This window comes from Brevundimonas abyssalis TAR-001 (assembly GCF_000466985.1).
In the GTDB taxonomy this organism is placed as follows: Bacteria; Pseudomonadota; Alphaproteobacteria; order Caulobacterales; family Caulobacteraceae; genus Brevundimonas; species Brevundimonas abyssalis.
Map to the genome: position 1 here is coordinate 22,029 of NZ_BATC01000006.1, position 26,112 is coordinate 48,140.

The 26,112-nt window shown below is 68.3% G+C and carries 25 protein-coding genes; 14 read left to right on the forward strand and 11 right to left on the reverse strand.

Annotation, left to right across the window (positions count from 1 at the left end):
• Positions 1–11: 11 nt before the first annotated feature.
• On the reverse strand, positions 12–572 hold the full coding sequence (locus MBEBAB_RS02810; RefSeq protein WP_021696416.1) for an MFS transporter: 561 nt from the start codon (positions 570–572) through the stop codon (positions 12–14).
• Entirely contained in the window at positions 569–1,078 is a 510-nt protein-coding gene (locus tag MBEBAB_RS02815) for an RNA polymerase sigma factor (RefSeq protein ID WP_045318742.1), read from the reverse strand. The genes MBEBAB_RS02810 and MBEBAB_RS02815 overlap by 4 nt, the downstream gene beginning before the upstream one ends.
• Positions 1,079–1,191: 113 nt before the next feature.
• Here MBEBAB_RS02815 and MBEBAB_RS02820 point away from each other — a divergent pair, with 113 nt between their 5' ends.
• Positions 1,192–1,500: a hypothetical protein gene (locus MBEBAB_RS02820; RefSeq protein WP_021696418.1), complete on the forward strand. Its 309-nt coding sequence runs from the start codon at positions 1,192–1,194 to the stop codon at positions 1,498–1,500.
• Here the strand turns inward: MBEBAB_RS02820 and mutL are convergent, their stop codons facing one another.
• The 4 genes from mutL to MBEBAB_RS02840 all read right to left on the reverse strand — a co-directional run bounded on the left by mutL (position 1,501) and on the right by MBEBAB_RS02840 (position 5,562).
• Positions 1,501–3,351, reverse strand: a complete 1,851-nt coding sequence (gene mutL / locus MBEBAB_RS02825; protein ID WP_021696419.1) for a DNA mismatch repair endonuclease MutL — start codon at positions 3,349–3,351, stop codon at positions 1,501–1,503.
• A gap of 81 nt (positions 3,352–3,432) precedes the next feature.
• Complete coding sequence (locus MBEBAB_RS02830; protein ID WP_021696420.1) at positions 3,433–3,993, reverse strand: DUF3035 domain-containing protein; 561 nt, start codon at positions 3,991–3,993, stop codon at positions 3,433–3,435.
• Positions 3,994–4,048: 55 nt separating this feature from the next.
• Positions 4,049–4,627: a signal peptidase II gene (gene lspA / locus MBEBAB_RS02835; protein WP_021696421.1), complete on the reverse strand. Its 579-nt coding sequence runs from the start codon at positions 4,625–4,627 to the stop codon at positions 4,049–4,051.
• 74 nt (positions 4,628–4,701) lie between these two features.
• Positions 4,702–5,562 (reverse strand): 2-keto-4-pentenoate hydratase, encoded by an 861-nt coding sequence (locus MBEBAB_RS02840; RefSeq protein WP_045318743.1) that lies wholly within the window; start codon positions 5,560–5,562, stop codon positions 4,702–4,704.
• Between the two features lie 232 nt (positions 5,563–5,794).
• Here MBEBAB_RS02840 and MBEBAB_RS02845 point away from each other — a divergent pair, with 232 nt between their 5' ends.
• Positions 5,795–6,874, forward strand: coding sequence for a LacI family DNA-binding transcriptional regulator (locus MBEBAB_RS02845; RefSeq protein ID WP_021696423.1), 1,080 nt, complete (start codon positions 5,795–5,797; stop codon positions 6,872–6,874).
• 22 nt (positions 6,875–6,896) lie between these two features.
• Here the strand turns inward: MBEBAB_RS02845 and MBEBAB_RS02850 are convergent, their stop codons facing one another.
• Positions 6,897–7,538 carry an RpiB/LacA/LacB family sugar-phosphate isomerase gene (locus MBEBAB_RS02850; RefSeq protein WP_021696424.1) on the reverse strand — a complete coding sequence of 214 codons (642 nt, stop codon included), beginning with the start codon at positions 7,536–7,538 and terminating at the stop codon, positions 6,897–6,899.
• Between the two features lie 143 nt (positions 7,539–7,681).
• Here MBEBAB_RS02850 and kduD point away from each other — a divergent pair, with 143 nt between their 5' ends.
• From kduD to MBEBAB_RS02865, 3 genes are all read left to right on the forward strand, one after another.
• Complete coding sequence (gene kduD / locus MBEBAB_RS02855; protein ID WP_021696425.1) at positions 7,682–8,440, forward strand: 2-dehydro-3-deoxy-D-gluconate 5-dehydrogenase KduD; 759 nt, start codon at positions 7,682–7,684, stop codon at positions 8,438–8,440.
• Positions 8,441–8,624: 184 nt separating this feature from the next.
• The gene (locus MBEBAB_RS02860; RefSeq protein ID WP_021696426.1) at positions 8,625–11,465 is read left to right on the forward strand and encodes a TonB-dependent receptor; all 2,841 of its coding nucleotides are present in this window, start codon (positions 8,625–8,627) and stop codon (positions 11,463–11,465) included.
• A gap of 238 nt (positions 11,466–11,703) precedes the next feature.
• Positions 11,704–12,810 carry a sugar kinase gene (locus tag MBEBAB_RS02865; protein ID WP_021696427.1) on the forward strand — a complete coding sequence of 369 codons (1,107 nt, stop codon included), beginning with the start codon at positions 11,704–11,706 and terminating at the stop codon, positions 12,808–12,810.
• A 145-nt stretch (positions 12,811–12,955) separates the two neighbouring features.
• Here MBEBAB_RS02865 and MBEBAB_RS02870 read toward each other — a convergent pair whose 3' ends face one another.
• Positions 12,956–13,441 carry a MarR family winged helix-turn-helix transcriptional regulator gene (locus MBEBAB_RS02870; RefSeq protein WP_021696428.1) on the reverse strand — a complete coding sequence of 162 codons (486 nt, stop codon included), beginning with the start codon at positions 13,439–13,441 and terminating at the stop codon, positions 12,956–12,958.
• Between the two features lie 76 nt (positions 13,442–13,517).
• Between MBEBAB_RS02870 and MBEBAB_RS02875 the strand changes: the two genes are divergently transcribed.
• Genes MBEBAB_RS02875 through MBEBAB_RS02895 form a run of 5 tightly spaced genes read left to right on the forward strand, consistent with a single transcriptional unit; the run spans position 13,518 to position 19,722 of the window.
• Positions 13,518–15,293, forward strand: coding sequence for an N-acetylglutaminylglutamine amidotransferase (locus tag MBEBAB_RS02875; protein WP_045318734.1), 1,776 nt, complete (start codon positions 13,518–13,520; stop codon positions 15,291–15,293).
• A complete protein-coding gene (gene ngg, locus MBEBAB_RS02880) occupies positions 15,283–17,061 on the forward strand; it encodes an N-acetylglutaminylglutamine synthetase (RefSeq protein WP_021696430.1) in 1,779 nt (592 codons plus the stop codon). The genes MBEBAB_RS02875 and ngg overlap by 11 nt, the downstream gene beginning before the upstream one ends.
• Positions 17,062–17,089: 28 nt before the next feature.
• Complete coding sequence (locus MBEBAB_RS02885) at positions 17,090–18,250, forward strand: osmoprotectant NAGGN system M42 family peptidase (protein ID WP_277905831.1); 1,161 nt, start codon at positions 17,090–17,092, stop codon at positions 18,248–18,250.
• Between the two features lie 56 nt (positions 18,251–18,306).
• On the forward strand, positions 18,307–18,510 hold the full coding sequence (locus MBEBAB_RS02890; RefSeq protein ID WP_021696432.1) for a hypothetical protein: 204 nt from the start codon (positions 18,307–18,309) through the stop codon (positions 18,508–18,510).
• A gap of 24 nt (positions 18,511–18,534) precedes the next feature.
• Entirely contained in the window at positions 18,535–19,722 is a 1,188-nt protein-coding gene (locus MBEBAB_RS02895; RefSeq protein ID WP_021696433.1) for a BaiN/RdsA family NAD(P)/FAD-dependent oxidoreductase, read from the forward strand.
• Positions 19,723–19,725: 3 nt separating this feature from the next.
• Here the strand turns inward: MBEBAB_RS02895 and MBEBAB_RS02900 are convergent, their stop codons facing one another.
• The gene (locus MBEBAB_RS02900) at positions 19,726–20,667 is read right to left on the reverse strand and encodes a hypothetical protein (RefSeq protein WP_021696434.1); all 942 of its coding nucleotides are present in this window, start codon (positions 20,665–20,667) and stop codon (positions 19,726–19,728) included.
• Between the two features lie 505 nt (positions 20,668–21,172).
• On the opposite strand from MBEBAB_RS02900, the gene MBEBAB_RS17905 reads away from it, so the two are divergent.
• Complete coding sequence (locus MBEBAB_RS17905; protein WP_021696435.1) at positions 21,173–21,307, forward strand: hypothetical protein; 135 nt, start codon at positions 21,173–21,175, stop codon at positions 21,305–21,307.
• Between the two features lie 66 nt (positions 21,308–21,373).
• Here MBEBAB_RS17905 and MBEBAB_RS02905 read toward each other — a convergent pair whose 3' ends face one another.
• Positions 21,374–22,876, reverse strand: a complete 1,503-nt coding sequence (locus MBEBAB_RS02905) for a hypothetical protein (RefSeq protein ID WP_242397035.1) — start codon at positions 22,874–22,876, stop codon at positions 21,374–21,376.
• A complete protein-coding gene (locus tag MBEBAB_RS17115; RefSeq protein WP_242397036.1) occupies positions 22,873–23,094 on the reverse strand; it encodes a hypothetical protein in 222 nt (73 codons plus the stop codon). Before MBEBAB_RS17115 ends, MBEBAB_RS02905 begins: the two co-directional genes overlap by 4 nt.
• Positions 23,095–23,286: 192 nt before the next feature.
• On the opposite strand from MBEBAB_RS17115, the gene chvI reads away from it, so the two are divergent.
• From chvI to MBEBAB_RS02920, 3 genes are read left to right on the forward strand one after another with little or no spacing between them, the layout of a single operon-like run.
• Positions 23,287–23,991 (forward strand): two-component response regulator ChvI, encoded by a 705-nt coding sequence (gene chvI / locus MBEBAB_RS02910; RefSeq protein WP_021696437.1) that lies wholly within the window; start codon positions 23,287–23,289, stop codon positions 23,989–23,991.
• Positions 23,960–25,624, forward strand: a complete 1,665-nt coding sequence (chvG, locus tag MBEBAB_RS02915) for a two-component sensor histidine kinase ChvG (protein WP_021696438.1) — start codon at positions 23,960–23,962, stop codon at positions 25,622–25,624. Before chvI ends, chvG begins: the two co-directional genes overlap by 32 nt.
• A complete protein-coding gene (locus MBEBAB_RS02920; RefSeq protein ID WP_045318747.1) occupies positions 25,617–26,066 on the forward strand; it encodes an HPr kinase/phosphorylase in 450 nt (149 codons plus the stop codon). Before chvG ends, MBEBAB_RS02920 begins: the two co-directional genes overlap by 8 nt.
• Positions 26,067–26,112 lie beyond the last annotated feature (46 nt).

The window sequence follows — 26,112 nt, forward strand, 5'->3', positions numbered from 1 at the left end:
CGTCTGCTACGCTAGGCCTGCAAGTCCTCCAGCGCGCGGCTGTGTTGCGCGATCCGCTGTGTGCAGCGGTGCTGGTGGCGGAGATAGAAAGCCAGTCCGCCGAACACGAACAATGCCCCGACCGTATACAGGACCGTCAGATCGCCCTCGTCCGGGTATGCGGCCATGGCGAGCCCGAGGAACACGGCGGCGCCAAGGGTGATTGCGATTCCCGCCCAGGCCCAGCGGCGGCCGGCTTCGGCTTGACGGATGGCGGCGGTCAGCGCCTGTTCCGGGGTCTCCAGATCATCGGTCGTCCGCGTTCCGCGCGCCCACACGGTCATGGCGGCGGAGAACAGGCCGAAGATGACGGCCGCCGACCCCAGCAGCCACTGGTCCGACGGCCCTGTCGCCAGCACCCATGCGCCGAGGCCCGCGGCAATCATGCACGCGGTCAGCTCGAACATATAATTCAACCGCCCGAGCCGGCTGCGGCGGCGCACCTGCCGGGCCATTTGGGCCAGCGCCTGATCGTCACGGGCAGGCGCGGTCCAGGCGTCGCTCAGGTCGGTCCAGTCTTCGTTGGGCGTCATGACGAGGCCTCCGGGTTCATCAGATCTTTCAGGGCCGCCTTGGCGCGGGTCAGGCGGATGGAGACGGCGTTGGCGTTCAGCCCCAGCATGGGGCCGATCTCGGCGGGGCTGAATCCCTCCAGCGTCAGGACGGCGGGCTGGCGCAGCGACAGGGGCAGGGCCCGCACCGCCTCGGTCAGCCGCGCCCGCAGATCCTCGGCCTCCACCTGATCGTGGGGCGTGGGATCGTCGGACGGCATGGCCTCGTCCAGCGGCGCGCGGCGCGGCTGGACAGCCTCTTTCGAGACGTGGGTCACGGCCCGGTTGTGGGCCACCCGCGCCAGGAACGCCTTGACCGGCGCCTCGCCCCGAAAGCGCGGCAGGGCGCGCCAGACGGCCAGCAGGATGTCCTGCTCCAGCTCGCGCCGCCGCTCGCGATCGGCTTCATAGCTGCCGGCGATGCGGCGCAGCATCGGGCCGTGCTGGGCCAGCAGCGTCTCGAAGTCCCGGTCTCGTCCCAATCCCATGCCCCCGACCATCGGCGATACGATTTCCGCCGTCACCTCTGAAAGACTCCCGACGCGGGCGAGACTTTCATTTCCGAGGGCGGATTTCCGCCGATTGAATGAGGAGACCCGCCATGACCATCGAAAACGCCGCCCCCGCTCCCGCCGCGCCGGAAAAGACCAGCGTCCTGAAGAAAGGCCGCGGCTTCCTGATCGCGCTCAGCATCGCCGTGGGCGTCGCCGCCGTCGCCGCGTGGATCGCCCTGGGCGTGGGGCTCTATATGGATGTGTCGCGCCAGACCCGTCTGATCCTGGTCGTGGTCGCCGCCGTGGCCACCGAGGCCCTGTTCTGGAGCATCGCCGCGACCCTGGGCCTGTCGGTGCTGGAGGCGCGCAAGCGCATCTGGCGCAAGATCACGGGCCGGGGCCGCGCCGAGGCCTGATCAACGCCGCCCGAACAGCTTCTCCAGGTCGTGCAGCTTCAGCTCCACATAGGTGGGGCGGCCGTGGTTGCACTGCCCGGAGTGGGGGGTGGCCTCCATCTGGCGCAGCAGGGCGTTCATCTCGGGCGCCGACAGCACCCGCCCCGAGCGCACCGAGCCGTGGCAGGCCATGGTGCCGCACACCTCGCCCAGCCGCTCGGTGAGGGCCAGGGCCGAGCCGTGTTCGGACAGGTCGTCGGCGATGTCGCGGATCAGCCCCTGCACGTCGCAGTCGCCGAGCAGGGCCGGGGTCTCGCGCACCAGCACGGCGCCGGCGCCGAACGCCTCGACGATCAGGCCCAGCGCGGCCAGTTCGTCGGCGCGGTCCGCCACCCGCTCGGCCTCGGCCGGGTCCAGCTCGACCACCTCGGGCGTCAGCAGGGCCTGTCGCGTCACCGCGCCCTCGGCCATCTGGGTCTTCATGCGCTCATAGACCAGCCGTTCGTGGGCGGCGTGCTGGTCCACGACGACCAGGCCGTCACGGGTCTGGGCCACGATGTAATTGGCGTGCAGCTGCGCCCGCGCCGCCCCCAGCGGGTAATCCAGCGGGTCGATGAACCCTGCGGCCTCACCCGACGGCGGTCGGTCCGACGGCACGGGCCAGGCCGTCTCCACCCGGGCCGAGCGTTCGTTCAGGCCGGGAATGACCTGGGCGGCGGCCTCGGGCCGGCTCCATCCGGTCCAGCCGCTCCAGCCCTCGGCGGCCGGGCCGGAAGGGCTGTAGGGTCCTCCCACACCCATATGGGGCTGGAACCCGGACAGGGCGTCCGCCGCCACGGTGGTGGAGGCCCGGTGCCCCGCCGCCGCCAGGGCGTGGCGCAGGGCGCCGACGATCAGGCCGCGCACCATCGCCGGGTCGCGAAACCGCACCTCCGCCTTGGCCGGGTGCACGTTGACGTCAACGGAAAGCGGATCGATGTCCAGGAACAGGGCTGCCGCCGGATGCCGGTCCCGCGCCAGAAAGTCGGCATAGGCGCCGCGGAGCGCCCCCTGCAACAGGCGGTCCTTCACCGGCCGCCCGTTGACGAACAGGAACTGGTGCGCCGCATTGCCCCGCGAATAGGTGGGCAGGCCCGCATAGCCAGAAAGGCGGATGCCGTCGCGGGACTGGTCGATCAGCAGGGCGTTGTCCTCAAAGTCCCGCCCCAGCAACGCCGCCAGCCGCTTCAGCCGCCCTTCGTCGCCGGGATGTTCGGCGGGCAGGCGCAGGGTGGTCTTGCCGTCCAGGGTCAGGGTGAAGGCGGTCGCCTCATGGGCCATGGCCTGCCGCTTGATCTCGTCGGAGATGGCCATGGCCTCGGCCCGCGCCGACTTCATGAATTTCAGCCGTGCGGGGGTGGCGTAGAACAGGTCGCGCACCTCCACCCGCGCCCCGTGGTCGCCGGGGAAAGCGCCGGGCGCGATGGGCCGCTGGTCCCCGCCCTCCACCGATACGGCCCAGGCCTCCGGCGCGCCCATGGCCCGGCTGGTGATGGTCAGCCGCGCCACCGAGCCGATGGACGGCAGGGCCTCGCCGCGAAAGCCGAGGGTGAAGATGCGCAGCAGGTCCACGTCGCCCGCGTCGTCCGCTTCCAGCTTGGAGGTGGCGTGGCGTTCCACCGCCAGCGGCAGCTCGTCCCTGGGAATGCCCTTTCCGTCGTCGGCGATCAGGATGCGCGACAGGCCGCCGCCGTCGGCCTGGATGTCGACGCGCGCGGCCCCGGCGTCGAGCGCGTTCTCGACCAACTCCTTGACGGCGCTGGCCGGGCGCTCGACCACCTCGCCGGCGGCGATGCGGTTGACGGTTTCGGGGGGGAGGCGACGGATCGGCATGCGAACAGCCAGTCTAGAACGAAACCGGCCCGGGTGCGATCGCGCCCGGGCCGGAAATGTCTGGCTTGAAGGGCCGGCGGATCAGAGGCCGGGCAGCTTGATGCCGCCGCCGCCGCGCTGGATCACCACGTCACGTCCGCCGGTCAGGGCCTGAAGGCGCGCAGCCTCGGTGGCCGGGTCGATGGTGGTCACGCCGTCAGGCGTGCGGACCTGGGTGGCGCCCTGGGAGGCGGCGTCGCCCCGTCGCCAGAACAGGACGCGGTTGGCCCAACCCTCTTCCTTGTGGGCCAGGTCGCCGAACTCATCGTCGATGACATAGCGCGCCAGCGGGTCGGCCTGGGCGGCGCCGGCGGCGCTGACCAGGGATTCCTCGCCCGCCGAGCGGGTGATGGCCTGGCGCTGACCCAGCAGGATCTGTCGGGCCGAGCTTTCCGGCGCCAGTTCGGCCGGGCGCGGCTGGCCGGGCGCCGGCGGACGCAGGCCGTACTCCGGCGGCACGCTGAGCGGGGCCTGGGAGATGACGCGGAACTCGTCGGGGGTCACACGCTCCAGTCCGAGGCCCTGACGGACACTGTTGCAGCCGGTCAGGACGACGGCCGTGGCGGCGATGGCGCCGAGGGTCAGGGTGGAATTCAGTCGCATGGTCAGCTGCTCTTTCAGACGGTCGTGCGTTCGCGCTCGCGATTAACCGGGGTGATTACGACTTTTCATGGGCCGCGCCAACCTTGGCGGCCCGCTCGGAGATGAAGCTGTCCGCGATCAGCAGCACCACCCCGATGGAGATGGCGCTGTCGGCCACATTGAAGACCCAGGGAAAAATGGACCCTCCGTGGGGAATGAGCCATCCGAGACCAATGCTGCTCACAAAGTCCTGGATAGCCTGCGGATAGCGCGGACCCGAGAAGTCCAGGAAATCCACCACGCCGCCGAAGCGGATGCGGTCGATGGCGTTGCCCAGCGCCCCGCCCATGATCAGGCCGAGGGCGGTGATCAGCAGGCGCCGGTCCGCCCGCGTGGCCCAGAAGGCCAGCAGCCCGGCCACCACGATGGAGAACACCGTCAGCAGCCAGCGCCCCGTCTCCCCGCCGGTCAGCAGGCCGAAGGACACGCCCCGGTTCAGCACGAAGGTGAGGTTGAAGATGGGCTCCAGCACCGGGATCTGGCCCACTTCGCGCAGATGCAGGCCGTACAGGATCCAGGCCTTGGTGATCTGGTCCAGCACGATCACGGCGGCGGCGAAGGCGTAGGCGGCCCAGGCGATGCGGGGAATGGTCATGCGCGTTCCGTACGGATGGGAACGGCGTCGTTAGCAGGCGACGAAGCCGGGGTGAAGGGCGCTTTCGTCAGGCGTCAAGCCTGGCGGCTTTGGGCCGGAACAGCGCGGCACAGGATTTCGCCCACGCCGTTGAACACCACCCGCGAGGACTGACCCGCGACGATGTCATGGATGCCCGTGGCCGCGCCGGTGGAGATCAGGTCGCCGGCCTTCAACGGCCGGCCGCGCCGGGCGTTCAGCTCCAGCAGGAAGGCCAGGGCCCCCAGCGGACCGCCCGGAATGGTCGCGGCGCCGCCCTTGCCGACGCTTTGGCCGTCGATGAAGGTCTCGCAGGTCAGGTCCATCAGACGCTCGCGCCAGTCCGGCACCTCGTGGCCCAGGATCAGCCCGGCGTTGTTGCCGAAGTCCGACGCCACGACGGGCGGGCCCAGAACATTGATGGTGGCCAGCGGGCTGCCCGCCGGTTCCACGCCGACGATCAGGGTCTCGACCATGTCTGCGGCCTGTTCGGCGGTCCAGTCGGTGCGGTCTGCGGGAGCGTCCTTGGCCAGCTTCAGGATGAATTCGGCCTCTACGGCGGCGAATCCGCCCTCGAAGACCGGAAAGTCCATCGTCTCGCCCTCGACCGCCGTCCATACGGCGCGGCGGAAGATGGGTCCGGCCAGGCGGGGCGCCTTGAGTCGCTCCAGCCAGGCGTCGGGGATGCGGCCGATCTTCCAGCCGACGACCTGATCGTCCCACAGGCCGATAGCCTCGTCCTGAATGGCGTAAGCCGCGTCCATGCCGCCCGGAACGTCTCCGGGATAGTCGGGCAGGGCGCGCGCCTCGCTGCGCGCCGCCACGAAGGCGCGTGCGATCGCCGGTCCGGAATCGTTGCTGGTATCGGCCCCGCCAAGGGGTCTGGTATCGGCCCCGCCAAGGGGTTTGGTCGCCATGGTCACGCTGTTCTTGTCCGTCTGTTTCACGCTGTCGGGATCGTCGTCCCGCGACCCGGGCGTTCATTTGCGCCGGTGTCTGCACTCCCCATCGCCCCAACATTGCGCCATGGGAAACCGGTGTCAATTTCATTTCGCCACCGGTGGACATTTGCTGGACGCCTCGCAGGTGGCGCGGGGCGTCCCACGCGGCTATGCAAGGGCAGGGAGCCGCGAGAGGACGGGACTGCAGTTGAGCACGATCGAAGACGAAGGCGACGACGCCGGCCCGACCGACCACGGGCTTACGCCAGGGCGCGCCGCGACCATCAACGACATCGCCCGCATCGCCGGGGTGTCCAAGAAGACCGTGTCGCGGGTCATCAACCAGTCACCCTTCGTCAAGGCGGACACGCGCGAGAAGGTCGAGGCGGTGATCGCCGAGCTGGGGTTCTCGCCGGATCCGCAGGCCCGGGGCCTGGCGTTCCGCCGCTCGTTCCTGATCGGCATGATCTACGACAATCCCAGCCCCAACTACGTGGTGAACATGCAGCAGGGGATCCTGGACGCGGTGCGCGGCTCAGGTCTCGAGCTTGTGGTGCATCCCTGCGACCGGACCAGCGACGATTTCATGGCCAATGTGCGCGGCTTCGCCGTGCGCCAGAAGCTGTTCGGCGCGGTCCTGCCGCCGTCGGTGTCGGAAGACGAGCGCGTCACCGGCATGCTGACCGAGGTGGGCTGTCCCTATGTGCGCATCGCCTCGGTCTCGCTGGACGCGCCCGAGCGGATGGTGGTCACCAACGACAGCCGGGGTGCGGCCGAGGCGGCGCGGCATCTGGTCGGACTGGGGCACAAGCGCATCGCCATGATCACCGGCCCGGACCTGTTCCGCTCGACCCATGAACGGGGTGAGGGTTTCCGTAGCGGTCTGGCCGAGGCCGGCATCACGCTTGAGGACGCCATGGTCGTTCGGGGCGCCTACACCTTCGATTCCGGCGTGGCGGCGGCCCGCGAACTGCTGTCGCGCAAGACCCGGCCCACCGCCATCTTCGCCGGCAATGACGAAATGGCCATCGGCGTCTATCAGGCGGCTCGCGACGCCGGGCTGGACGTGCCGTTCGACCTGTCCATCGTCGGCTTTGACGATGCGCCCATGTCGTCGCGCATCTGGCCGACCCTGACGACGGTCAAGCTGCCCATCCGGGACATGGGGCGCATGGCGGCGGAAAAGCTTCTGGCCAGGAGCCGGGGTCTGGATCCCGCGAAGCTGGAGCAGCCCGAGGTCATTCCCACCCTGATCGCGCGGGACTCCAGCGCCCCGCCCCGCCGGTGACGGCGGGCGGAGCCTGCGGCATTCAGCGCCCGACGACGCCCTCGATATAGGCGCGGATGTCCTGATCCTTGGCGTTGGCGAAGAAGTATTCAGAGAAGCGCTCGCCGGCGACGGCGGCCTTGAGCAGGTCCTGGTCGACGGCCTTCAGGACCGTCAGCATGTCGTTGCAGGTTACGGCCTTCAGGTCCTTCAGGATGCCGCGGTTCTTCGCCATGATCTCGGCCCGCTCCTTGGGGTAGCCGAGGCCGCGCTCGCCTTCGAACAGCTTGCGGTAGACGTCCTGGAGGTTCAGCTCCGCCGCCCAGCCGAAGCCCTTGGCGTAGGGCATGGCGATGGCGTTGCCGTCGTTGATCTGGCCGAACAGGAAGGCGTCCGTGGGGTCGATGATCAGACCGCAGAAAACGCCCGGCATGGCGTTGGCGGCCAGCATGGAGCCGGTCCCCGTGCCGCAGCCGGTGACAACGAAATCGGCCGCGCCCGAATTGATCAGGATGCCCGTCAGAAGCCCGTTCATGACGTAGGTCAGCGAGGCCTTATCCTCGGGCGCGTACATGCCGTAGTGAAAGACCTCGTGGCCCAGCGGCTCGGCGACCGCGGTCAGGGCGTCGTGGACGATCTGGCTCTTGGCGGCCTGGCTGTTCTCGATGATCAGGGCGATTTTCATGGAAGTCCTTCAAGGCAATTGGGATGGAGGCGACTGGCCGGGCGCTCCGGCGCCGGAGCGCGTCCATCGGTTGCATCACAGTATGACACCGGTTACCACTTGAGACAAATCCGCAATACGATGGCTTATGGGGAAACGTTGAAATGCCCGTTTCGTTCGATCTTTCGGGGCGCACTGCCCTGATCACCGGCGCCAACACCGGCATCGGCCAGGGCATGGCCGTGGGCCTGGCCGAGGCCGGCGCCGACATCGTCGCCGTGGGGCGCTCCGATGCCGACGAGACCGGAGAGAAGGTGCGCGCCCTTGGCCGCAACTTTCACTTCATCAAGGCGGATCTGAGCTCCATCGCCCCCATCGAGGCGGTGGTGGCCGAGGCCTGGGACAAGGCGGGCGGCGTCGACATTCTGGTCAATAACGCCGGCATTATCCGTCGCGCCGACAGCCTGGACTTCTCGGAAGAAGACTGGGACGCGGTGATGGACACCAATCTTAAGGTCCTGTTCTTCCTGAGCCAGCAGGTCGCCCGCCGCTGGGTGGCCGACAGCCGCAAGGGCAAGATCATCAACATCGCCTCCATGCTCAGCTTCCAGGGCGGCATCCGCGTGCCGTCCTACACCGCGTCCAAGTCGGGCGTGGCGGGGCTGACCAGGCTGATGGCCTGCGAGTGGGCGTCGAAAGGCATCAACGCCAACGCCATCGCGCCGGGCTACATCGCCACCAACAACACCGAGGCCCTGCGCAACGACGAGACCCGCAACCGGGACATTCTGGCCCGCATCCCGGCCGCGCGCTGGGGCGATCCGTCCGACATGGCGGGCGCGGCGGTGTTCCTGGCGTCGTCGGCGTCGGACTACATGCACGGCGCCATCGTGCCCGTGGACGGGGGTTGGCTGGCCCGCTGAGGCTGTCCTTGAACGCCGCACTTGCGCCGCATTCGGTTTTGGAGTTAGTGTCCCGCATTGATACCGGTGTCAGAAATGCTCCGCGCATCCATGACACCGGTGTCAAACGATCAAGTCAAATGACCGGGGGGCGATGATCCTTCCGGCGGTGGCCCGAAAAGGCCGTACATGGGAGGAGGATTGGATGACCCATAACCATCCGCGCCGCCGCGCGCACAACATCGGGGTGTCTCTGGGCGCCATGACCGTGGCTCTGATGACCGCCGGGGCCGCCATGGCCCAGGAAGGGCCCGAAGCGACCGAAGTCGAAGAAATCGTCGTCACCGGCTTCCGCGCCAGTCTGGCCAATGCGCTGAACATCAAGCGCAACGAGGCCGGTGTCGTGGACGCCATCAGCGCCGAGGACATCGCCGATTTCCCGGACAGCAATCTGGCCGAATCGATCCAGCGGATTCCCGGCGTATCCATCGACCGTGACGCGGGCGAAGGCCGCTCGCTGACGGTCCGTGGCCTGAGCTCGGAATTCACCCGCACCCGCATCAACGGCATCGAGGCCCAGGCGACCACGGGCGCCACGGACTCCTCGGGCGGCGTCAACCGCGGCCGGGGCTTCGATTTCAACGTCTTCGCCTCCGAGCTGTTCAACAACATCACGGTCCGCAAGACCGCCGCCGCCGAGACCGAAGAAGGCTCTCTGGGCGCCACGGTGGATCTGCGCACCAGCCGCCCGTTCGATTATCCCGGCTTCACCGCCGGCGGTTCGCTGCAGTACGGCTACAACGACATGGCCGAGGACTGGGCCCCGCGCGGCGCATTCCTGGTCAGCAACACCTGGATGGACGGCCAGGTCGGCGCCCTGCTGTCGGTGGCCTACAGCGAGCGCAGCCTGTTCGAAGAAGGCTTCAGCTCGGTGCGTTGGGGTCCGGCCAGCGGCGACAACGGCTTCGCCAACCCGGAAGCTCTTCCGGGCGGGGCGGCCAATGCGCCGAATCTGTTCCACCCGCGGATCCCGCGCTACGGCCGCCTGGTCCACGAACAGGAGCGCACCGGCGCCACCCTGTCGTTGCAGGCGCGTCCCGGTCACGGCCCCACGACCTTCACCTATGACCTGCTCTACTCGAACCTGGACTCCACCCGTCAGGAGAATTTCCTTGAGGCGTGGTCGCTCAGCCGGAATGCCTCCCAGGGCGGCAAGCCGGAAGTGGTCATCGTCGATGCGGTCGCCGAGGGCGCCGAGCTGGTCTACCTTGAGCTCGACAACATGGACATGCGGACCGAGCAGCGCTTCGACCGCCTGAACACCGAGTTCACCCAGCACACCTTCAACATCGACCACGATTTCAGCGACACCTTCCGCATGAACGTGCTCGTGGGACGCTCGGAATCGGTCTTCGACAACGGCGAGCAGACCACGGTCATCATCGACCGCCAGAACACCGACGGCTATTCGATCGACTTCCGTGGCAATCGCAACCTGCCGCTGATCAACTATGGCTTCGATGTCACCGATCCCAACGCCTGGACCATCGTCGGTCCGTCGGGCGTGGCGCCGCGCTCGGAAATCCGGATGAATCCGAACGGGCAGACCAACGTCTTCGATACGGCCCAGATGAACTTCACTTGGGACATCAACCCCACCTTCACCCTGCGCACCGGCGTCCACTACAAGAACTTCGACTCCGAGGGCTGGGGTCTGCGCCGCGCCGCGTCCAACGACACCATGCCGGAACTGCCGGCCGGCGTGTCCATGGCCGACCTGACCATGCTGCTGACGGGTTTCGGCGGCAACCTCGACCTGCCCACGGGCAACGCCACGTCCTGGATCGTGCCGGACCTGCAGGCCTTCGCCGAGCTGTTCAATATCTACTGCAACTGCGACACCGGCGTGCCGGGCGGCGACTTCCGCCTGACGGGCCTGAGCAACTCGCGTGCCTTGGGCAACTTCCGCAATGTCACCGAAGAGGCCCGCGGCGCCTATGTCCAGCTGGACTGGGACAGCTTCATCGGCTCCATGCCGTTCCGCGGCAACGTCGGCGTGCGCCATGTGCGCACCGATGTGGAGGCCACAGGCTATTCCACCTCGTCCGGCGCCACGCCGATCACGGGTGAGAACACCTACGACGACACCCTGCCGTCCCTGAATATGGCCATCGAGCCGATGCAGGATGTGATCGTCCGCTTCGGCGCCGCCCAGGTGATGTCGCGTCCGCCGGTCGGCAGCCTGATCCCGGTGTTCAATCTCAGCGCCGACGGGGCGCCGAACCCCAGCGCCAGCCTGGGCAACGTGGACCTGGAGCCTTATCGGGCCGACACCTTCGACCTGAGTGTTGAGTGGTATTTCGCCCCGGAATCGCTGCTGTCGTTCGCCTTCTTCTACAAGGACATCTCGTCCTTCGTGCAGACGACCCAGCAGACCCTGACCTACGCCGAACTGACCGCCCTGAATCCGACGGCTTTCCCGGCCGGAGCGCGTCCTGCGGGTCTGGAGCACGTGTTCTCCACCCCGACCAATACGGCCGGCGGCCCGCTGTCAGGCTTCGAAATCAGCTACCAGCAGCCGTTCTACTTCCTGCCGGGACCGCTGGAGAACCTGGGCACGATCCTGAACTACACCTTCGTGGAGTCCGAGATCGACTACTGCCAGAGCTCGGCGTGCACGGCCATCGTGAGCGAGGACCTGGTCAACCTGTCACCGGAAGCCTGGAACGCCACGCTCTACTATGACGACGGCCGCTTCAACGCCCGGGTTTCCGCCGCTTATCGCGACGGCTACTTCCAGCAGATCCCTGCCGGCAACGCTGGCGGCCTGGGCATCGTGGCCATCGGCAAGTCCGAGAGCCTGACCTGGGACGCCTCGGCGTCGTATGAAGTGACCGAGAACATCGTGGTCACCTTCGAAGGGTTGAACCTGACCGACGAGCCGAACCGTCAATGGCACGGCGAAGTGGGCGGGGGCCGCGACAGCGCCTATGTCTATCACCAGACCGGTCGTCAGTTTTACGCGGGCGTCCGCTACCGGTTCTGATCGAACAACTTCCTGAGCAGACTGGGCGTCGGACCTTCGGGTCCGGCGCCCTCTTTTTTGCGTTGACACCGGTGTCATAATCCAGTTTCCTACCCTCAACGAGAGCCCCGCTCGAACGGCGGCTTCGCAGGGACGGTTGAAGACTCCGAACCACGCCTGTGCTGAATGCACCCGATGGGCGCCGCCCGGCGCGCCTGTCGCATCCTGACGGCCGGGCCCGAAACACGAGGGACCCGCCGTGGCCGAGAACATCCTGAACATCCGCCCCGCCAGCGAGACGCGCTGGGACTGCGCGTCGTTCGGCGAGGTCATGCTGCGCTTCGATCCCGGCTTCGGCCGCGTGCGCAACGCCCGCACCTTCCAGGTCTGGGAAGGCGGCGGCGAGTACAATGTGGCCCGCGCCATGCGCAAATGCTGGGGCAAGCGCTCCACCGTCGTCACCGCCCTGCCCGTCAACGACCTGGGCTGGCTGGTGGAGGACTGCATCATGCAGGGCGGCGTGGACATGAGCCATGTGGTCTGGCGCGAGTTCGACGGTCTGGGCCGCAACACCCGCGTCGGCCTGAACTTCACCGAAAAGGGCTTCGGCGTCCGCCCGGCCCTGGGCTGCTCCGACCGGGGCCATTCGGCGGCCTCGCAGATCCGCCCCGGCGAAGTGAACTGGGAAAAGCTGTTCGGCGAGGAAGGCGTGCGCTGGTTCCACACCGGCGGCATCTTCGCGGCCCTGGGCTCCAACACCGCCGAGGCGGTGATCGAGGCGGTGGAGATCGCCCGCAAGCACGGCACCATCGTGTCCTATGACCTGAACTACCGCCCCTCCCTGTGGAAGTCGCAGGGCGGCAAGGAGGGGGCCCGGAAGATCAACCGCAACATCGCCCAGTATGTGGATGTGATGATCGGCAACGAGGAGGACTTCACCGCCTGCCTCGGCTTCGAGGTCGAGGGTCTGGACGAGCACATTTCCTCCATCGACCCGGCCAATTTCAAGAAGATGATCCAGACGGCGGTGAAGGAATTCCCCAATTTCAAGGTGGCCGCCACCACCCTGCGCAACGCCAAGACCGCCAGCGTCAACGACTGGTCCGCCATCATCTATGCAGGCGGCGAGTTCTATGAATCCATGATACGCGAGGATCTGGAGATCTACGACCGCGTCGGCGGCGGCGACGGCTTCGCCTCCGGGCTCGCCTACGGCTTCATGGAGGGCAAGGGTCCCCAGGCGGCGGTGGACTACGGCGCGGCCCACGGCGCCCTGGCCATGACCACCCCCGGCGACACCTCCATGGTCAAGGCCGCCGAGGTCGAGGCGGTGATGAAGGGCAAGGGGGCCCGCGTCATCCGCTGATCTTCTTTCCCGAAACCCGCCCGCGCATCGTCCTCTCCCAAGGCGCGCGGGCGGCGCCGGAACCGGTCCTTTGTCCTCCCCGAAGGCCGGTCGCCCCGACGCCCGCTCTCCGTCACCCGGGGGGCGGGCGTTGTTGCATTCAGCTTCAGTCTGTCCGCGGCGTGGCCATGTGCGCCGTCATCATCTCCGCAAGGTCGGCCATGGCGTCCAGCAGCACGTCGCGCCGGTCCGGCGGCAGGGCGGCGAAGGCGTCCTCGAATCCCCGGCTGAGCAGACCCGGCGCCTGGCCCAGCGCCGCCTGCCCCGACGGCGTCAGGCGGGTGTGCACCACCCGCCGGTCCACCTCCGAGCGATAGCGTTCGATCAGCCCCTTGGCCTCGAGCTTGTCCATCACCGCGACCACCGTGGCGGGGGACATTGAGGCCTCTCTGGAAACCGCCTGCGTCGTCACCTGACCCAGCGTCCTGATCGACTGCATGACGATCAATTGGGGGATGGTCAGGCCGCTGGTGCGGGCGATCTCGCGGGACCGCACCTCGATGGCCTGGGCGATCCGACGCATCGATTTCAGCACAGCCGCGTTGGGGTCTGCGTTCCGGGAATTCTGCGGCGTATCGGTCAGCTTGACCATGCGGGTTGAAATCCTTTGTGTGCAAACTATTTGTGCACACTGTTTCTACAATGCAAGACGACCTCTGGGGGTGCCCATGTGCGGCCTGAATGGCGAGATCAATTTCGACGGCAAGCCGGCTGACGCCGGCGCCCTGCAGCGCATGTGCGACGCCCTGGCCCCGCGCGGGCCCGATGGATCCGGCGTGGTGCTGCGCGGCAACGTGGGCCTCGGCCACCGCCGCCTGAAGATCATCGACCTGTCCGAAAAGGCGCAGCAGCCCATGGTCGATTCCGACCTGGGCCTGTCCATCGCCTTCAACGGCTGCATCTACAACTACCCTGAACTGCGTGGCGAGCTGGAGGCCGCGGGCCACCGGTTCTTCTCCCACGGCGACACCGAGGTGATCCTCAAGGCCTGGCGCCAGTGGGGCATCGAATGCGTGGACCGCTTCAAGGGCATGTTCGCCTTCGTGATCCACGAGCGGGATACGGGCCGGGTGGTGATCGCCCGCGACCGCTTCGGCATCAAGCCGCTGTATCTGGCGGAAAAGGGCAAGCGCCTGCGCTTCGCCTCGACCCTGCCCGCCCTGCTCGCGGCGGGCGACGTGGACACCGCCATCGATCCGGTGGGCCTGCACCACTACATGACCTTCCACGCGGTGGTCCCGCCGCCGCACACCATCATCAAGGGCGTGACCAAATTCCCGCCGGCCACCATCCGGGTGATCGAGCCGGACGGCACGTCCAGGGACCGCCTGTACTGGACCCCGGTGCTGGAGCGCGGCCCGGGCGACGCCGAACGCTCCGCCGAGGAGTGGCGCGATCTGGTGCTGGACAGCCTGCGCACCGCCGTGAAGCGCCGCATGGTGGCGGACGTGCCGGTGGGCGTGCTGCTGTCGGGCGGGGTGGATTCCAGCGTCATCGTCGGCCTGCTGGCCGAAATGGGTCAGAAAGACCTGATGACCTTCTCCGTCGGCTTCGAGGAGGCCCACGGCGAGAAGGGCGACGAGTTCGTCTATTCCGACCTGATCGCGAAGCATTTCGGCACGAAGCACCACAAGATCTTCGTGCCCCACGACCGGCTGCTGGACGCCCTGCCGGGCGCCATCGGCGCCATGTCCGAGCCCATGGTCAGCTACGACAATGTGGGCTTCTACCTGCTGAGCCAGGAAGTCTCGAAACACATCAAGGTGGTGCAGTCCGGCCAGGGCGCCGACGAGGTGTTCGGCGGCTATCACTGGTACCCGCCCATGCAGGGCGCGAACGATCCGGTCGACACCTACGCCAGGGCCTTCTTCGACCGCAGCCACGACAAACTGAAGACTCACCTGAACCCCGAATGGATGGCCGACACGGACGTCAGCCGCGCCCTGGTGGAGGAGCACTTCGCGCGCGACGGCGCCGCGACGCCGGTGGATCAGGCCCTGCGGCTGGACAGCCAGGTCATGCTGGTGGACGATCCGGTCAAGCGCGTGGACAACATGACCATGGCTTTCGGCCTGGAGGCGCGGGTGCCGTTCCTGGATCACGAACTGGTCGAGCTGGCCGCCCGCATCCCGCCCGAACACAAGCTCAGCCAGAACGGCAAGGGCGTGCTGAAGGAGGCCGCGCGTCTGGTGGTCCCCCACGAGGTGATCGACCGCAAGAAGGGCTACTTCCCCGTGCCCGCCCTGAAATACATCCAGGGCCCCTATCTGGACATGGTCCGCGACGCCCTGGGCTCGCAGGCGGCGCGGGAGCGCGGCCTGTTCCAGCAGGGCTATCTGGATCAGCTGTTCGACAAGCCCACCGACCACATCACCCCGCTGCAGGGCTCCGAGCTGTGGCAGGTCGCCCTGCTGGAAATGTGGCTGCAGAACCATGGCGTCTGACCCCCGGCCGCGCTTCAAGGGGCACCGCCTCAAGCGCCTTCGCGACGAAGGCCTGAAGCCGGTGGTGGGCGGTCAGGACGGACCGGCCATCACCGAAAACGCCATCCTCGACTGCGGTTGGGGCCGGCTGCTGTTCGCCCAGACCTATCCCGAGGCCGGACCGCTGATTGAGGCCCTGCGCGCCGAGGGGCCGGACCGGCGCGACATCGCCTTCTATGTGCGCAACCCGCACGTCCTGTTGGCCCACGCGCCGCAGGAGGTGTTCCTCGACCCCTCCCACACCTACCGGCTGGACCTGTCGGTGTACCGCGCCGCTCGTCGTCAGCCGCGCGGCTTCACCGTGCGTCGTCTGGCCTCGCAGGCCGACGCCGAGGCCATCAATCGCATCTATGCGGCGCGCAAGATGGTGCAGGCCCGCCCCGACTTTATGTGGTCCCAGCGCGAGGGTTCGGCCCTGACCTATCTGGTGGCCGAGGACAGCACGACCGGTCAGGTCATGGGCACGGTCACGGGCGTGAACCACCAGCGCGCCTTCAATGACCCGGAGAACGGCTCGTCCCTGTGGTGCCTGGCGGTGGACCCGCAGGCCACCCAGCCGGGCATTGGCGAGACGCTGGTGCGCCGGCTGGCCGAGCATTTTCAGGCGCGAGGGCTGGCCTACATGGACCTGTCGGTCATGCACGACAACGAGCAGGCCATCGCCCTGTACGAGAAGCTGGGCTTTCGCCGGGTCTCCTTCTTCGGGGTCAAGCGCAAGAACCCCATCAATGAGTCCCTGTTCACCGGCCCGGCCGCCGACGAGGCGCTGAACCCCTACGCCCGGATCATCGTGGACGAGGCGCGCCGGCGCGGCATCCAGACCGACATCATCGACGCGGAAGGCGGCCTGTTCCGCCTGACCCACGGCGGCCGCTCCATCCGCTGCCGCGAGAGTTTGTCGGAGCTGACCTCGGCGGTGGCCCTCAGCATCTGCGACGACAAACGCATGACCCGCCGCATCGTCGAGCAGGCGGGCGTGGTGGTCCCCGAGCGCATCGACGCCGAGGACCCCGAGGCGACCCGGGCGGCGCTGAAGCGCCTGGGCGCCCTGGTGGTCAAGCCCGCGCGCGGCGAACAGGGCAAGGGCGTGGCGGTGGGCCTCAAGGACATGGACGCCGTCGAAAAGGCCGTCGCCGCCGCCCGCAAGATCTGCGCGGAAGTGCTGATCGAAGAGCATGTCCAGGGCGAGGACCTGCGGCTGGTGGTGATCGACTTCAAGGTTGTGGCCGCCGCCATCCGCCGTCCGCCCCGGGTGGTGGGCGACGGCCGCTCCACCTTCCGCGCCCTGATCGAGCGCCAGAGCCGCCGCCGCGCCGCCGCCACGGGCGGGGAGTCCCGGATCCCGCTGGACGGCGAGACGAAACGCTGCCTCGCTGAGTCGGGCTATCAGCTTGATGACGTCGCCCCCGAAGGACTGGAGGTGGAGGTGCGCAAGGCCGCCAACCTGCATACCGGCGGAACCATCCACGACGTGACCGAAGAGGTTCACCCCGCCCTGATCCGCGCGGCCACGGCGTCGGCGCGGGCCATCGACATCTCGGTCACCGGCATCGATCTGATGGTGAAATCCTGGCGCGAACCGGACTATGCCTTCATCGAGGCCAACGAACGCCCCGGTCTGGCCAATCATGAGCCGCAGCCTACGGCCGAACGCTTCGTGGACCTGTTGTTCCCCCTGTCCATGCCCGCCGCAGCCGCCCGGGTCGCGCGCGCCCCCAAAGACCACTGAACGGAGGCTTCCCCTGGCCCGCCTGACCATCGACACCGAATATCTCATCGACCGCCTTCAACGGTTGCTGGGGATCGCCAGCCCCACCGGCTACACCGACGAGGTGGTCTGGGAGGTGTGCCGCGAGCTGGGCCGGCTGGGCGTGGACTACGAGTTGACCCGCCGCGGCGCCATCCGCGCCCGCATCCCGGGCGACGAGCCCCGGCCCGCCCGGGCCGTGGTCGCCCACGTGGACACCCTCGGCGCCCAGGTGAAGGCGGTGAAGGACAACGGTCGGCTTGAGGTCGTGCCCATCGGCCACTGGTCCTCACGCTTCGCCGAGGGCGCGCGCGGCACGGTGTTTTCGGAAAAGGGCGGCTGGCGCGGCACCATCCTGCCGCTCAAGGCCTCCGGCCACACCTTCAACGAGGAGGTGGACGAGCAGCCCGTCAGCTGGCGCCAGGTGGAGATGCGCATCGACGCCCGGGTTCGAAACCGCCACGACGTGCTCAAGCTGGGCATCGACGTGGGCGACATCATCGCCATCGACCCCCAGCCGGAGTTCCTGGACAACGGCTTCATCGTCTCGCGCCACCTGGACGACAAGGCGGGCGTGGCGGTCATGCTGGCGGCCATGAAGGCCATCATGGAGGACCCGCAGACGCCCACGGTGGACACCTACTGGCTGTTCACCATCGCCGAGGAGGTGGGCTCCGGCGCCTCGTCGGTGCTGGTGCCCGACGTGGCCTCCATGATCACCGTGGACAACGGCACCACGGCGCCGGGCCAGAACTCCGACGAGTTCGGCGTCACCATCGCCATGGCCGACCAGACCGGCCCGTTCGACTTCCATCTGACCCGCAAGCTGGTGAAGCTGGCGCGTGAGGAGGACATCCGCTTCCAGAAGGACGTGTTCCGCTACTACCGCTCGGATTCCGCCTCGGCGCTGGAGGCGGGGGCCGACATCCGCACTGCCCTGGTCACCTTCGGCGTGGACGCCAGCCACGGCTATGAGCGCATCCATGTGCACGCCCTGCGCTCGCTGGCCGAGCTGCTGACCGCCTATGTGCTGAGCCCGGTGGAGATCGAGCGGGACGCCAGCCCCATGGCCGGGGTCGAGGGCTTCACCCATCAGGACCACAAGGAAGCCCACGAAAGGGCCGGTCGCGAAAAACCGGCGCCCGAGCGGGACGACCGCGAGCCTCGTTGACGGAACAGGGCCGCTTCGCCGTCCGTTGCCCTTTCACACCCTGAAAGGAAACCGACATGCTGACTTGGGAACTGATCTTTCCGCTGGGCGCCCTGGCCCTGGGCGTGATGCTCGCGGTGATGCTGTGGCGCAACAAGCACCGCAACAAGCGCGTGGACGCCGTCACCCAGGCCGCGACCCGCGAGGAATACGACCACCCGGATCGCTACGACAACAAGACTCACGACCAGTTCGAGGCCGAGGCCGACCGTCGCAAATAGGCGCCGCCCTGCTATAGGGCGCGGATGAAGACCGAAGAGTTCGATGTCCTGATCGTCGGCGCGGGCGCCGCGGGCATGATGTGCGCCATTGAGGCGGGCAAGCGCGGGCGTCGCGTTCTGATCGTCGACCATGCCTCCGCCCCGGGCGAGAAGATCCGCATCTCCGGCGGCGGACGCTGCAATTTCACCAACCTGGGGACGGGTCCGGCCAATTTCCTGTCGGAGAACCCCCGCTTCGCCACCTCGGCCCTGCGCCGCTACAGCCAGCACGACTTCATCGCCCTGATGAATCGCCACGGCGTCGCCTGGCATGAGAAGACCCTCGGGCAGCTGTTCTGCGACGACAGCGCAAAGCAGATCATAAGACTGCTGACCGGCGAGATGCGCCAGGCGGGCGCAACCCTGCGGCTGAGCACCGGTGTCGAGGCCGTGGCGCACCAGGGCGACGGTTTCCAGTGCCGCCTCTCGGACGGCGGCACGGTGCGCGCCGCCTCGCTGGTCGCCGCCACCGGCGGCAAGTCGATCCCGAAGATGGGCGCCACCGGCTGGGCCTATGATCTGGCGGCGCAGTTCGGGGTGCGGGTGGTCCCGACCCGCCCGGCGCTGGTGCCCCTGACCTTCGAGCCCGGCCTGCTGGAGCAGCTGAAGCCCCTGGCAGGCATCTCGGTGGACGCCGTGGTGGCCCACGGCCGCACGCGCTTTTCCGAGGGCCTGCTGTTCACCCACCGGGGCCTCTCCGGCCCCTCCATCCTGCAGATCAGCTCCTACTGGCGCGAAGGCGACGAGGTCACGGTCGCCATGGCCCCGGGCGCGGAGGTGTTCGAGACGCTGAAGGCCGCGCGCGCCGAAAACGGCCGCCAGGCCGTGCACACGGCGCTGGGCCGCATCATCCCCGCCCGTCTGGCCGAGAGCATCGCCCTGCGCGAAGGCCTCGCCGGCAATCTGGCCGACCAGCCGGACAAGGCCTTGAGACGGCTGGATCAGGCGGTCAACGCCTGGACCGTCAAGCCGGTGGGCTCCGAGGGCTACCGCACCGCCGAGGTCACCCTGGGCGGGGTCGACACCGCAGCCCTGGACCAGCGAACAATGGCGGTGAAAGCCGTTCCGGGCCTGTATGTCATCGGCGAGGCGGTGGACGTCACCGGCTGGCTGGGCGGCTATAATTTCCAGTGGGCCTGGTCGTCCGGCTGGTGCACGGGCCAGGCCTGCTGAAGATCAGCGCTCCATTCCGACCTGCGGGCCGTCGGCGGTCTCCACCAGCACATAGCGCGGACTGGCTCCCCGGCCCCGGCCGCTGGCCACCGTCACCACCTCGTCCAGGGGCGCGACGCGTATGTCCGCCTCCGGGCGCGACACATACAGTTCAGCCTGCAACAGGCCGTCGGCCTCCAGACCTGTGATGTCCAGTTCCATGGTGGTCAGGGCCGCCAGGGTCTGCTGGAACTCCGCCGTGTCGCGGAACCGACGCTGCACGAAGGTGGCGCCCGCCAGCTTCTCGGTCACCAGACCGCGCTCGGCCATGGCCTCTGCGATGCGGTCATACGGGAACATGCGCAGCACGAACGACACCACCCACGGCTTTCGGTCCGCCGCAGCGTCCACGATCTGGCCCAGGGTGGTTTCTGTGACATAGCCCACCGCTCCGGTGGACAGGATCATGTCGGCCTGGCTCACCACCGCGCGCTGGTCGTCGGTCAGGGCGTTGGTTTCCAGATCGGCGACAATGCCCTGTTCGATCAGGCCCACGGCCTGGGCGTAATCCAGGGCCGGGGCTGAAATATCCAGGCCCAGCCAGCGAGAGGCGTCCATCTCGGGCCATCCGGCCAGAAACATCCGGTCCAGCACGCGCAGCTGATCGGGCGTCAGGGGCATCATCTCGCGCCGGGCGTAGCGCCGGTGCAGGTCCCCAAAGCTCAGGGGTCGCCGGTTGACGGCGGCGTTGACGCCGTAGGAGCAGCCCACGTCCAGCACCGTCGGGTTGTCTCCGCGCAGGGCTGAGCGCGCCCCCATGAGTTGTCGCATAACCGGCGCGGCCAGATCAGGAATCATGTAGTCGAGGCCGCCCAGAACCGTGAAGTACTGGCGTGGATCAGGCTGTATATAGATCGTATCGAAATCAGCCTTGTTCTCATTGATGTCCGAAAACAGATCGTTCACGCGCACCTTTCCACGGCGGGAATACGCCGTGATCTGTAGATAACAATTGAAGTTGTCCGCGAAGGTCTACGCCATGCGGCCTTTCGCTTCAACCAGGCGTCGGCTTGCGGGACGCCGCCTGCCCGGTCTATGCCTGTCCTCGCGGGACGGGCCCCTCTGGCGCGGTCTTCGGACCACGTGATGTCGGACCGCATCGGGCGCAGCCCGGTGTCGACGGCCTGTTCCTCGTCTCCGGCGCCCTGCGTTCGATCCCCTCCCATGATCTCGCGAGACCGCCCATGCCCCTTCTGATGTGCCCGAACGACAACGCCCCCATGCAGACCGTGGAACGCTCCGGCGTCCAGTTCGACATGTGCCCCACCTGCCGGGGCGTATGGCTGGACCGGGGAGAGCTCGAAAAGCTGATGCAGGCCGCCGTCGACGCCGCCCCGGCGCCCTCCGCCCCTCAGGCGCCTTCGCCCCAGGCTCCCTGGTCCCAGCCCGCGCCGCGCCAGCGCCCCCGCCGGTGCAGCAGCATGGCTACGGCGAGCGCGGGGAATACGGCGAGCGTGGCGAAAGGGGGGAGTACGGCGAACGCGGCGAATACGGCCACGGCGGACATCGCCGCAAGCGCCCCAGCATCTTCGACATCTTCGACTAAGGCCGATCGGCATCGGTGGATCGCTTCGCGACTCCACCGATGCCGTGAATCAGGCGCCTGTTTGAACTAGGCGGCGAGGCCGGCCGCCTTCATCAGCGGCCGCAGCGGCGCCAGCGCCTCGGGCTCGGCCGACAGGGCGGCCCGGGCGTCGGGCGTCTTGAAGATGCGGATGGCCTCTGCGCGCGCCCGCTCGGCCACAGGGCCGAACGGCGCCGTCTCGCCGCTCGCCAGCTTCAGGAGCACGGACAGTCGCCGCACCGGCGGCAGGGGCGACTTCGCCACCTGGGCGACGAGCCTCGCATCCGCCTCCACCAGCCCGGCCACGGCGCCGATGCGGCCGCTGATCTCGGCCTCATCCTTTTCGCCCAGGGCGGCGGCGCGGACCCCCTTCTGAAGGACGGCGAGGGCGGCCAGACGCTGGGCGGCCAGATTCGGCGGTCCGCCGCGCTGTTCGGTCTCGAACCTCAGGGCGCCGACGCAGGCTGACAGCCAGCGGCCGGCGGCCCGCTTGTTGGCCGCGCCGGTGACGTTTTCGCACAGCCGCACCAGGGCTGCGGCCTCGTCGACGGCCGATTTGCAGCTGGCGGCGTAGGTGCCGACGAAATCGGCGGTGACAAGGGCCTTGGACCGCTGGACGAAGGCGTCCTGAACCTCCTCCAGCGACAGCAGCCTGCCGGTGGTGGCCGTCAGGGCCATGGCCAGGGTCCGCAGGATGTCGATCTCGCCGGGGGCGTCGCCGGGCCGCAGACGCCGGGACCCCTTGAGCTCGCGGATCACCTCGCGCGCCATGGCGGCGGCCAGCAGGCGGAACTCCCCGGCGGCCAGACGACGGCCAAGGCGTTCGGCCGGGCCGTCCACGGGCGGCACATGGGCGGCCAGGCGCGGCTCCATGCGGATCAGCATTTCCATTTCATTGGGCGCCACCATGCGCACGATGGCGGCGAGGTTCCCGCCCAGGTCCAGGGAGGGGCCCAGAATTTCGGCCCGACGCGGCGGCGCGGCGAACAGCTCGCACAGGATCTGTTCGACCGCCACCAGCACCATGGCGCGCGGCGCGCCCTCGGCCGGGGCGGCGTCCACCAGATCCATCATCCGCTCAAGGCGCGCGCGGCCGCCCGTGACGTCCTTCAGCGCGCCGCACACGGCGCCGCCCATCAGGAAGCCGCGGTCAGCGTGGCCCTCCAGCTTGATCGCCAGGTCCGCGACCGACGTCCCGGGCTCGTCCAGGTCCGCGAACAGTTTCTTGCGTCCCGCATCAATGATCCGCTCGGTCGTGGCCTGGATCAGCTTCTGATAGTGTCGGATCAGGTCGTGAACCGGCAGTCCGGTGGCCTGGCTTTCAGGCACAGCCACCTTCTGGACGGCGTGCTGCAGCTCCACCCCGGAGGCCTCCAGAACCTCCGTCAGATCGGGCCGGTGCAGCAGTTCGAATGGGGTCACCTGGCGCCGCTTCAGCCAGTCCTCCAGCACCCGGCCGATGACCTCGCGCGCATGCGGTGCGTAAAGATCCTGCGGAGTCATGCAGTTGGACGGCTGATCGTCCTGACGCACGATGCGTTTCTGTTTCACCTCGGCGCGCCCAGGGTCAGCACCGTGACGCTCTGGAACTCCATGGACTCCGGGTCCAGGGTCTCCTTGGTCACGCGCACGGCGGCGGCGCGCTTGTCCGCGAGCAGGTCCTCGGCCGTCTCGACGGCCTGTTTGCGATTCTCAGTCGCCTGCAGCAGGCTCCAGGAATCCGCAGGCGTCTTGCGGATATAGATTTCGTAGTGGACCGGTCCGGCCATTCTAGCCTCGGAAAGTGCGTTTCTTCGCCATCATGCGGCCAAGCCTTTAAGGTCGCGTGAAACTGCGGCGGCGAAATTCACGGGCCCCGGAAACGAACGGTTACGCTTGCCGAGCGTTCAGGGGTGTCAAGTTTCGCCGCGCCGCACTATCTGTGACCTGAAGGCGCGTTTCGGAACGCATGAGGAGACACCATGGCCAACATCACCCTGGTCGATGACGACGAGAACATCGTCGCGTCCGTTTCGATGGCGCTGGAAAGCCACGGCCACAAGGTGACCGCCTATCACGACGGCGCCACGGGCCTGGACGCGCTGGAATCCAGCCCGCCCGACCTGGCCATTCTGGACGTGAAGATGCCGCGCATGGACGGCATGGAGGTGCTGCGCCGCCTGCGCCAGACCTCGACCCTGCCGGTCATCATCCTGACGTCCAAGGACGAGGAGATCGACGAGATCCTAGGCTTCAACCTCGGCGCGGACGACTACATCCACAAGCCGTTCAGCCAGCGGCTGCTGATTGAGCGGGTCAAGGCCCTGCTGCGCCGCGTCGGCGCCGACGCCGAGGACGCGGAAGCGGGCGGCGACGTCTCGGGCCGCGCCATCAAGCGCGGCAAGCTGAGCATGGACCCGGCCCGCCATGAATGCACCTGGGAGGGCCGTCCCGTGAAGCTGACGGTCACCGAGTTCCTGCTGCTTCAGGCCCTGGCCCAGCGCCCCGGCTTCGTGAAGAGCCGCGACAACCTCATGGACGCCGCCTACGACGATCAGGTCTATGTGGACGACCGGACCATCGACAGCCACGTCAAGCGGATGCGAAAGAAGTTCCGCGTGGTCGATCCCGAGTTCGACGCAATCGAGACCCTGTATGGCGTCGGATACCGATACAGAGAAAGCTGACCGTTCGCAGGGCGCGGCCTCGCTATGGGCCGCGCGGTGGCGAACCCTGAGGCTGCGCATGGTCGGATCGCGGCTGGGCGCCCTGATCCTGGCGCTGAACCTGCTCAGCCTGCTGATCCTGTTCGTCGGCGCCCTGTTGCTGAACGAGTGGCGCCGCAACCTGATCGAGGCGCGCCTCGAATCCCTGACGTCCCAGGCCGAGCTGCTGGCCAATGTGCTGGGCGAACTGGGCATCACGCGCGGCGAACCCACGCCCTATCTGGACGATTTGGCCGCCTCCCAGTGGCTGCGGGACAATTTCATTCCCCGTGGCCAGCGGGTGCGGCTGTACGATCAGAACGGCTGGCTGCTCATCGACAGCTACACCGTCACCGAACAGATCCCGGGCGAGCCGCTGGATCCCGCCCTTCCGGCCGGCGCGGCGGCCCCCGCGCCCCCTGATCCCGTAAGGGAGAACGCCCGGATCGAGCGCGCGCGGGAGGAATTGAGCGGCGAGGTCGAGCGCGCCCTGGCCGGCGAACCCCAGACCAGCATTCGACGGGCCGAGACCGGTGAGCGCGTGGTGTCGGTGTCCCTGCCCGTCCGCCATGTGCGCGATGTGCTGGGCGTCCTGACGCTGGAGGCCGGCGATGTGGACGAAACCTTGGACGCCCAGCGCCGCGCCCTGATGCCCTTCGCCTTCGTGGCCCTGGCGGTGTCCCTTCTGACGTCCCTTCTGATCCACCTGTTCGTGGCCCGGCCGATCCTGCGGCTGTCGGCGGCGGCGGATCAGGTGCGCCTGCAGAGGGCGCGGGCCATCTCCCTGCCCGACCTGGAGGAGCGCAAGGACGAGATCGGCGACCTGGCCCGGTCGCTGGAGACCATGACCGCCACCCTGTCGGACCGCATGGACGCCATCGAGCGCTTCGCCGCCGACGTCAGCCACGAGATCAAGAACCCCCTGACCTCCATCCGTTCGGCGCTCGAGACCCTGGAGCTGGTCAAGGCGCCCGAGGACAAGGCCCGCCTGACCGCCCTGCTGCAGCAGGACGTGAGCCGGCTGGACCGCCTGATCACGGACATCTCCAACGCCTCGCGCCTGGACGCGGAGCTGTCGCGGGACCGCCCGCGCCCGGTGAACCTGTCGAAACTGCTGGGCGACATCGCAGCGGTCTATGTGGCCACCCAGCGGCCCGGCGACGTCACGGTGCGGTTCACCGACGCTCTGGAGGGCGCCGCCCAGGTCACGGGCCGCGAGGGGCCGCTGGGCCAGGTGTTCCGCAACCTGATCGACAACGCCCGTTCGTTCAGCCCGCCTGATCACGCCGTGCAGGTCAGCCTGGACGGCCAGGGCGACCGCGTCAGGGTGCGGGTCGAGGACGACGGCCCCGGCGTTCCGCCCGACAATCTGGAGACCGTGTTCCAGCGCTTCTACACCGCGCGGCCCAAGGGCGCGGCCTTCGGCGGCAACTCCGGCCTGGGCCTGTCCATCGCCCGACAGATCATCGAGGCCCACGGCGGGACCATCCACGCCGAGAACCGCACGGACGACGCCGGCGCCGTCAAGGGGGCGTGCTTCGTGGTCACATTGCCGCGCGCCAGACCCGGATCGAAGGCCAGGACCCGGCCCGTCGCTGATGACGCCGATGGCTGAATTGGCCCACGCCTGCGCCGCGGCCCTTCGGTTGCCGGACCGGGGCTGGAGCGGCGTTCTGCTGACCGGCCCGTCCGGCGCGGGCAAGAGCGACCTTCTGCTGCGCCTCATGGACCACGGCTGGCGGGCCGTGGCGGACGACTACGCCCAGGTCTGGCGCTCTCAGCAGCGCCTCTACGCCCGGGCGCCGGACCGGATCTTCGGCCGCATGGAGATTCGAGGGCTGGGGATCACGCCAATCCCCGCCTTGCCCTTCAGCCGCGTGGATCTGATCGTCCGATGCGTGGACCAGCCGCCCGAACGCCTGCCTGAACCGGCGTTCCAGAGCCTGGCGGACGTGCCCGTGCCGACGATCGACATCCAGGCCCTCAACGCCTCGGCGCCGGCCCGGCTCGCTGTGGCGTTGAGGGCCCTTGGAGCCGGCCGTCCTTTGGCCTATTGAAGCCGGTCTGGCCGCAGACCCTCGGGGCGCGGCCGGTCGACACGGG